Genomic DNA, 7,108 nt, shown 5'->3' with positions numbered 1-7,108 from the left:
GTGCCGCAGAGCCTGGAATGACCCGATCGGACGGCCGAATTGCCTACGCTGACTGATGAACTGCAGGGTGTCGTCGAACGCGCGCTGAGCGGCGCCGAGGTTCTGGGCCGCGATGATGAGGCGCTCGAAATTGAGCCCGGTCATGAGCTGGCGCCAGCCGTTGCCGACTTCGCCGATGACCGCTTCGGCGGGTAGCACGACGTCGGTGAAGTAAAGGTCGTTGGTATCCTTCTGACCGCCCATCAGCTCGATCGGGCTGATCTTGAGGCCCCCGGTATCGGCGGGAACGTGGAACATGGTGAGTCCCTCGTGCTTTCCGCCGCCGCGGTCGGTGCGCGCGACGAGCAGGATGTTCTCGGAGATGTGCGCGTTGGAACACCACGTCTTCTGGCCGTTGATGAGCCAACCCTCCGAGGTCTTCTCAGCCTTGGTGCTGAGGTTGCCGACGTCGGAGCCCGCCTCGGGCTCGGACATCGAAATCGACTGGGACGCACCGCGTACGATGCCGCGCAGCACATTCTCCTTCTGCGCTTCGGTGCCGAATCTCTGGTAGGGGCCGCCGGTGATGAACGTCGGGCCAATCGCGCTGATCGGCAGCATGCCGCGCGAGGTCTCTTCGAGCAAGATGCACATGTCCACCATGGAGGCGTCCGAGCCCCCATACTCCTCCGAGACGGTCAGGCCAAGCCAACCCAGCTCGGCCATCTTCTTGTAGAGGGCCGGATTGTGCTGGTGCTCATCATGGTTGGTGAGCTGGTCCCGCTTCTCTCGGGTGCCTGCCTCGCGCTTGGCGAAGTCAGCAATGGCCTTGGCGAAATCCTGCTGCTCCTGACTGAACTCAACGCCCATGGTGTGCTCCTAGTGGGTGGGTAGGGGTGGCAAGGTTTTGAGGATGCGTAGGTTTTCTGGCTGGGTGATCTGCATTTCGTCCCTTTTTCGGCTACAACGAGCGGGCGATGAGTTCCTTCATGATCTCGTTGGCGCCGCCGTAGATTCGCTGAGCGCGTCCGTCGATGAACATCTGGGCGATCGGATACTCCAGCATGTAGCCGTAGCCGCCGAACAGCTGCACACAACGGTCGACGACCTGGCACTGCATGTCGGTGACCCAGTACTTGGCCATGGAGGCGGCGGCTGAATCCAGCTCGCCGCGCAGGTGGCGCTCGACACAGCTGTCAACGAAGACGCGCGCAATGTGAGCGATAGTGGCACACTCGGCGAGCTCGAATCGGGTGTTCTGCATGTCCAAGAGTGCCTGCCCGAACACCTTGCGCTGCTTCGTGTAAGCGACGGTTTCCTCGACGGCTCGCTCGAGCGCGGCGATTCCCAGAACGGCGATGATCAGGCGCTCCCAGGCGAGCTGGGCCATCGAGTAGCTGAAGCCCTTGCCCTCGTCACCGAGCAAGTTCGCCACCGGGACTCGCACGTCGTCGAAGAACAGCTCGGCGGTGTCCGCCGCCTTCATGCCGACCTTCTTCAAGTTCTTGCCAACCTTGAATCCGGCAGCGTCCGCCGTCTCCAAGACCAATAGCGAGATGCCGTGGATCGACGCGGCGGCAGGGTCGGTCTTGACCACGAGCACGATGACGTCCGCAGTGGCGCCGTTCGAGATGAACGTCTTCGCGCCGTTGAGTCGGTAATGGTCACCGTCCCGGATCGCGGTGGTGCGAAGAGCTTTGAGGTCCGACCCGCCGCCCGGCTCGGTCATGGCGATTGCGCCGATCAGCTCGCCTTTTGCCATCCTGGGAAGCCAGCGCCGCTTCTGCTGCTCGGTACCGTAGTTCGACAGGTAGTGCGCGACGACCCCACTATGCGCGTGATTGCCGAAGCCGATTTCGCCGCTGGCCGACGCCGCCTCAAAGATCGCCAGGTCGTGCGCAAGTGTGCCGCCGCCACCGCCATATTCGACCGGTATTGCCGCGCACAGCAGGCCCAGCTTCGCCGCCTTGAGCCAGAACTCCCGGTCGACGTGCTGCTGCTGTTCCCAGCGCTCCCGATTCGGAGCCCCTTCGATGTCGAAGAATTTGCGAGCCATGTCCCTCAGCGCGGCGACCTCGTCGTCGATCCAAAGTGAGCGATACATCGTGGTTCTCTCAGAAGTTGAGGCCGCCGCCACAGACCAGAGTCTGCCCGCTGACATAGTTGGATTCAGGCGTGCACAGCAGGTAAACGGCGCCGGCCGCTTCGACGGGGGAGCCGCCGCGGCCGAGCGGAATCGACTGTTCCATCGCAGTGAGCACGTCCGGGTTCACGCCGACCTTGATTGCCCTGCCCTCCACGTCGATGGTGGCGCCTGCGCCGGCAGGCGCCTCGGTGAGGCGGGTCTTGATCATGCCGAACGCCACGGAGTTGACGGTGACGTTGTAGCGGCCCCACTCCTTCGCGAGGGTCTTGGTCAGACCAGTGACACCGGCCTTGGCCGCCGAGTAGTTCGCCTGTCCGATGCTGCCACCCGTCCCAGAGAGTGAGGAGATGTTGACGACCTTGCGGCACGGGACCGGCTCGCCGGCTGCCTTGGTCTTCTTGACCGCGGCGGAGATCACGGGCTGGGCGGCACGCAGAATCTGGAACGGCGCCTTCAGGTGCACGTCGAGGATGGCGTCCCACTGCTCGTCGGTCATCTTCTGGATCACCGAATCCCAGGTGTAGCCAGCGTTGTTGACGATGATGTCCAGTCCGCCGAAGTTGTCGACGGCAGCCTGCACGAAGCGCTCGGCGAATCCGACCTCGGTCACGCTGCCCGAGCATTCGACAGCATTGCCCCCTGCGGTCTCGACCGCGGCGACGGTCTCCTTCGCCGGCTCGGCATCGAGGTCGTTGACCACGACCGAGGCGCCCTCGGCGGCGAGCTTCAGCGCGATCTCGCGGCCGATGCCGCGACCCGAGCCGGAGACAATGGCGACCTTGCCATCAAGAGTTCCCATGTTCTGCGATGCCTTTCAGTTGGGGCGAGCGAAGCGACGGGGAATGTCACAGTGCGACGACGGCGTCTCCGGTCAGGGTGACGGTGCCGTCGGCGAGGGTGACGGCGAGCTCCAAGGTCGCCCGGCGTTCGCCGTCCACCTCGTCGATCGAGACGACTTTCCCGGTGGCAGTCGGCTGGCCGAGCACCGGGGTGATGGCCGCGAAGCGCACCCGGTAGGACCGGATCCGCTGCTGCGGAACCCAATCGGTTAGCAGGCGGCCGAGGTAGCCCATCGACAGCATGCCGTGCGCGAACACATCGCCCAGGCCCGCGGACTTGGCCACGTCGATGTCGATGTGCATCGGATTGTGGTCGCCGGAGGCGCCGGCGAACAATGTCAGCGTCGTGCGCGAGATCGTGTCGATCTTCAATGCCGGAAGTTCGGTGCCGACCTCGATCTGCTGAGTCCACGTCATTTGGCTGCCCCCGGGTTGCGGACGACGATTACCGTCTCCAGGTCGGCAACGGCGATCCCGTCGGCGCGGGTGACGGCGGTGCTCTTGACGATGAACTCCAGCGCTCCGCCCTTCTTGCTATAGACGTCGACGATCCGCGGCGTCGCCGTAAGCGTGTCACCTGCGTGTGCGATGGAGTGATAGGTGAAGGACTGCTCGCCATGTAGTACGAACCGCGGGTCGATGCCCTGGTCGACGACCCATCGGAACTGGTCCGGATTCTCCAGCTCGATGGAGAAGAGGAACGTCGGCGGCACGGGCAAATCGGCGTAGCCAGCGGCTTTCGCGGCTTCGACGTCGGTGTACAGCGGGTTGGTCTCGCCGATTGCCTTTGCGAAGAAGCGAAGGCGGCCGGCGTCGACAGTGAGAGTTGTTGCCGGAAGCTGGGTTCCGACGAACGCTGAGTCTACGGCCACTCAGCTCACCTTCTCGTACAGTGTCACGACCGCTGCTCCACCGACTCCTATGTTGTGCTGCAGCGCGAGTTTGACGTCCTCGACCTGCCGGGCCTCGGCCTGCCCACGCAGCTGCCACACCAGCTCGGCGCACTGCGCAAGGCCGGTTGCCCCGAGCGGGTGACCCTTCGACAGCAGACCGCCCGACGGGTTGGTGACGACTCGTCCGCCGTAGGTATTGTCGCCATCGGCGATGAACTTCTCGGCAGTGCCCTCAGGCGTGAGCCCGAGCCCTTCGTAGGTGATCAGTTCGTTGGTGGTGAAGCAGTCGTGCAGCTCGACGACTCGAATGTCCTCGGGGGCGACGCCAGCAGCTTCGTAGACCTGGTCTGCTGCAGCCTTGGCCATGCCGTACCCGACCAAGTTCATCATGTCGGCGCTGTCGAATGTCGACGCAGAGTCGGTCGTCATCGCTTGCGCCCTGATGACGACCGAAGCGTCGAGGCCGTGTTTGCGAGCGAACTCCTCGCTGCAGATCACTGCTGCCGCCGCGCCGCAGGTGGGCGGGCAACACTGCAGCCGAGTCAGCGGGCCGTAGATGTGCGGCGACGCCATCACCTCCTCGACGGTGACCTGGTCGCGGAAGACGGCATATGGGTTATTGGCGGCATGCCGGCGGGCCTTGACCGAGATCTTGGCAAAGGTCTCCTGGGCAGTGCCGTACTTCTCGGCGTACTGCCGTCCCGCGCCGCCGAAGTATTGTGCTGCGAAGGGCGACTCGTCTCGACCTTGGACCGCGTGCATCACTTCGTCGAACCGGTCGAAAGGTGTTGGCCGGTCCGACCAGTGTGTGCCCAGTGCGCCGCGCTGCATCTGCTCGAATCCCAGGGCGAGTACACAATCGACGACACCGCTCTCCACGGCCTGCCTGGCGAGAAAAAGCGCGGAGGAACCCGTCGCGCAGGCGTTGTTCACGTTGACGATCGGGATACCGGTCTGGCCCACCCCATAGAGGGCCGCTTGTCCAGAGGTCGAGTCACCGTAGACGTAGCCGACGTATGCGTGCTGGACCTGCCGGTAGTCGATCCCGGCGTCGGCGAGGGCCACGATAGCCGCCTTCTCGCCCATCACGTCGTAGGACTCGCTGCGACTCGGGCTCTTGAACGGGACCATTCCCACGCCCACCACCCGTGCGTTGTTCTTCGTCACCTAGCTAGTAATACCGCGAGTCACACGATTATACAAGCAGCTTGCACATCATCGATTGCACGGTGCAGACTGAACCACCCGAGCCGCCATTGCCTGTTGCTGGCCACGTTGTCGAATGCGGCAGCCTGCGCGGCGGATAGCGGAAGACCCTTCAATGGGATGGGCGTGACCGGGACGAGTCCCGCGGTGTAGTGCGGGCGGCAGGCGGCCAGAATTAGGACCGAGCAGTGAACCCGCAAGGTGCCAGGTCATTTGCGTGAAATGCCGATTTGCGTTGAGACCGTCGCCGTGTTGGCCGAACTAGATACGAGTAGTAGGATATTGCGAGTGACTCGCGTTATGCCGTAACTTGCATATATCGGGCGTTGTTGCCCGACGCCATCAGGGGGTGGCACCAGTCGCCTCTCGGCCACTGCCACCATCGAGGAGCGTTCCAGGCATGACCACCGCATCAACCACCGGCGTCTCGCTGCCCACCAACCTGCAACTGCTCGAATTGCTATGAGGCCAACGCCATCACCGGCGACGAAGACCATGCAGATCGGCGTCGTCTCCCCACTGTACGAGCTTCGAGGAGATCCGAGCGCTGTTGGACGGATTGGGAGAGCGGTCGAGGACCTGGGCTTTGACCACCTCCTCGCCTACGATCACGTGCTCGGGGCCGTTCACGCCGATCGAACGCCTCCGCTCATGGGCCCCACAGAGCGCGACCCGTTCCACGACCCGTTCGTGACATTCGCTTATCTGGCCGGCATCACCGAGCGAATCGGTTTCGCCACCGGGATTCTGGTCCTTCCGCAGCGCCAGACAGCGCTGGTGGCACGGCAGGCGGCCGATGTTGACCTCCTGTCCGGCGGTCGACTCCGCCTGGGTGTGGGCGTCGGCTCGAACCACGTCGAGTACGAGGCCCTCGGGCAGGACTTCGGTACCCGCGGTGCCAGGCAGGAGGAGCAGATCGAGCTTCTTCGCCGGTTGTTTACCGAACCTGTCGTCGACTTCTCGGGCCGGTTCGACCGGGTTGATCGAGCGTCATTGGTGCCGAAACCAACGCGGCCCATCCCGATCTGGCTTGGTGGAATCAGCGACGCCGCGTACGACCGGGCCGCCCGACTCGCGGACGGCTTCATCTTTGGTGCCGGCTTCGACCTAAGTGTCGCCATCGACGCCTGGAAAGGGCTGCGTGATCGGGTGGGCGCTCTCGGCAGGTCGGTCGACGACTTCGGCGGGGACTATATGGCGCTTAGCCGGGGCAGCGTAGGCGAGCTCACGGCGAAGATCGACGCCTGGCGCGAGGCAGGCGGTACCCATGTCTCGGTGGCCACGATAGGCCTCGGCCTGGACTCCGTCGATGGCCACATCGACTACCTCGCCTCGGTCGCAGACACGCTCGGCTTGTCGTGACGTGCCCAAGGGACCGGCGTCACATATCACCAGCGCAGTTCGGTCATCAACCTCTCCTTCGGCCGTACATATGAGGTTGCTTGAAGCACACACGTGTCGGCGGACGGGCTTGCCATCCATGCTATTTGAGCGGAACGCACGAGCACTTAATGTCCGAACGCGACCGAACTGGGCTCGGTGCCGAACGGCGTCGCGGTCTTGCTCGGCAGGCGACGATTCTGTGGATCAGGAAGGACGTGGAAGCGTTACGGATGTCCTCGAAGGAGTGCGTGGACGACATGGTGACCTCGCCCGTCATCCCTAGTTCATTTCATTTCGTGTCGGTGCGGATTCCGACGATCCCGGTGACGGGTTCGTGCAGTTCGGCGACCACACGAGGGCCAAGCATCGAACCTCCCGGGATCGGCACGGACCGAATCTGCCCGCCCAGGTCCGAGACATACACGACCCCGGCCCCGCCGTCCACGGCGAGGCCGATGGCCTCGCGGAACCCATCGGCGAGAACCTCGGGATCGGTGCCCTTCTCGCCCGAAGCCGGGACCGGGGCGCAGTTCAGCGTGTTCCCCTTCGGCGGTGCGCCGCGGTCCGTCCAATAGAGCCAGTCACCGCAGATCTCCAGGTCGATCGGCTCGGGAAGATGCTCCCACAGCACCTCGATGTCGGTGCGGTCCGACGCTGTCTCC

The 7,108-nt window shown here is 64.0% G+C and carries 7 protein-coding genes and 1 pseudogene; 1 reads left to right on the top strand and 7 read right to left on the bottom strand.

The annotated features are described in order from the left end of the window. From QOC69_RS00205 to QOC69_RS00180, 6 genes are all read right to left on the bottom strand, one after another. Positions 1 to 849: acyl-CoA dehydrogenase family protein (locus QOC69_RS00205; RefSeq protein ID WP_526435161.1), on the bottom strand; the 849-nt coding region annotated here is incomplete at its 3' end. A gap of 91 nt (positions 850 to 940) precedes the next feature. Beyond that, the gene (locus QOC69_RS00200) at positions 941 to 2,083 is read right to left on the bottom strand and encodes an acyl-CoA dehydrogenase family protein (protein WP_526435159.1); all 1,143 of its coding nucleotides are present in this window, start codon (positions 2,081 to 2,083) and stop codon (positions 941 to 943) included. 10 nt (positions 2,084 to 2,093) lie between these two features. Beyond that, positions 2,094 to 2,924 carry an SDR family NAD(P)-dependent oxidoreductase gene (locus QOC69_RS00195; protein WP_526435157.1) on the bottom strand — a complete coding sequence of 277 codons (831 nt, stop codon included), beginning with the start codon at positions 2,922 to 2,924 and terminating at the stop codon, positions 2,094 to 2,096. 46 nt (positions 2,925 to 2,970) lie between these two features. Beyond that, entirely contained in the window at positions 2,971 to 3,381 is a 411-nt protein-coding gene (locus QOC69_RS00190) for a MaoC/PaaZ C-terminal domain-containing protein (protein WP_526435155.1), read from the bottom strand. Next, positions 3,378 to 3,836 (bottom strand): MaoC family dehydratase, encoded by a 459-nt coding sequence (locus tag QOC69_RS00185; RefSeq protein ID WP_526435153.1) that lies wholly within the window; start codon positions 3,834 to 3,836, stop codon positions 3,378 to 3,380. The genes QOC69_RS00190 and QOC69_RS00185 overlap by 4 nt, the downstream gene beginning before the upstream one ends. Then, positions 3,837 to 5,024 carry a thiolase family protein gene (locus QOC69_RS00180; protein ID WP_526435150.1) on the bottom strand — a complete coding sequence of 396 codons (1,188 nt, stop codon included), beginning with the start codon at positions 5,022 to 5,024 and terminating at the stop codon, positions 3,837 to 3,839. A 501-nt stretch (positions 5,025 to 5,525) separates the two neighbouring features. Here QOC69_RS00180 and QOC69_RS00175 point away from each other — a divergent pair. Next, positions 5,526 to 6,425: an LLM class F420-dependent oxidoreductase gene (locus QOC69_RS00175; protein ID WP_526435148.1), complete on the top strand. Its 900-nt coding sequence runs from the start codon at positions 5,526 to 5,528 to the stop codon at positions 6,423 to 6,425. A gap of 310 nt (positions 6,426 to 6,735) precedes the next feature. Here the strand turns inward: QOC69_RS00175 and QOC69_RS00170 are convergent. Then, positions 6,736 to 7,108: pseudogene (locus tag QOC69_RS00170) on the bottom strand (hypothetical protein); the annotation flags it as partial.

Origin of the sequence: Mycobacterium sp., assembly GCF_032162105.1 — a bacterium.
GTDB lineage: Bacteria > Actinomycetota > Actinomycetes > Mycobacteriales > Mycobacteriaceae > Mycobacterium.
Note: the sequence above shows the minus strand (reverse complement) of the source record. Positions and strands in the feature narration are given on the sequence as shown.

Bases quoted from the DNA above. Each gene is read 5' to 3' on its own strand.
- QOC69_RS00200 (WP_526435159.1), bottom strand. From the start codon at position 2,083: ATGTATCGCTCACTTTGGATCGACGACGAGGTCGCCGCGCTGAGGGAC.
- QOC69_RS00195 (WP_526435157.1), bottom strand. From the start codon at position 2,924: ATGGGAACTCTTGATGGCAAGGTCGCCATTGTCTCCGGCTCGGGTCGC.
- QOC69_RS00190 (WP_526435155.1), bottom strand. From the start codon at position 3,381: ATGACGTGGACTCAGCAGATCGAGGTCGGCACCGAACTTCCGGCATTG.
- QOC69_RS00175 (WP_526435148.1), top strand. From the start codon at position 5,526: ATGAGGCCAACGCCATCACCGGCGACGAAGACCATGCAGATCGGCGTC.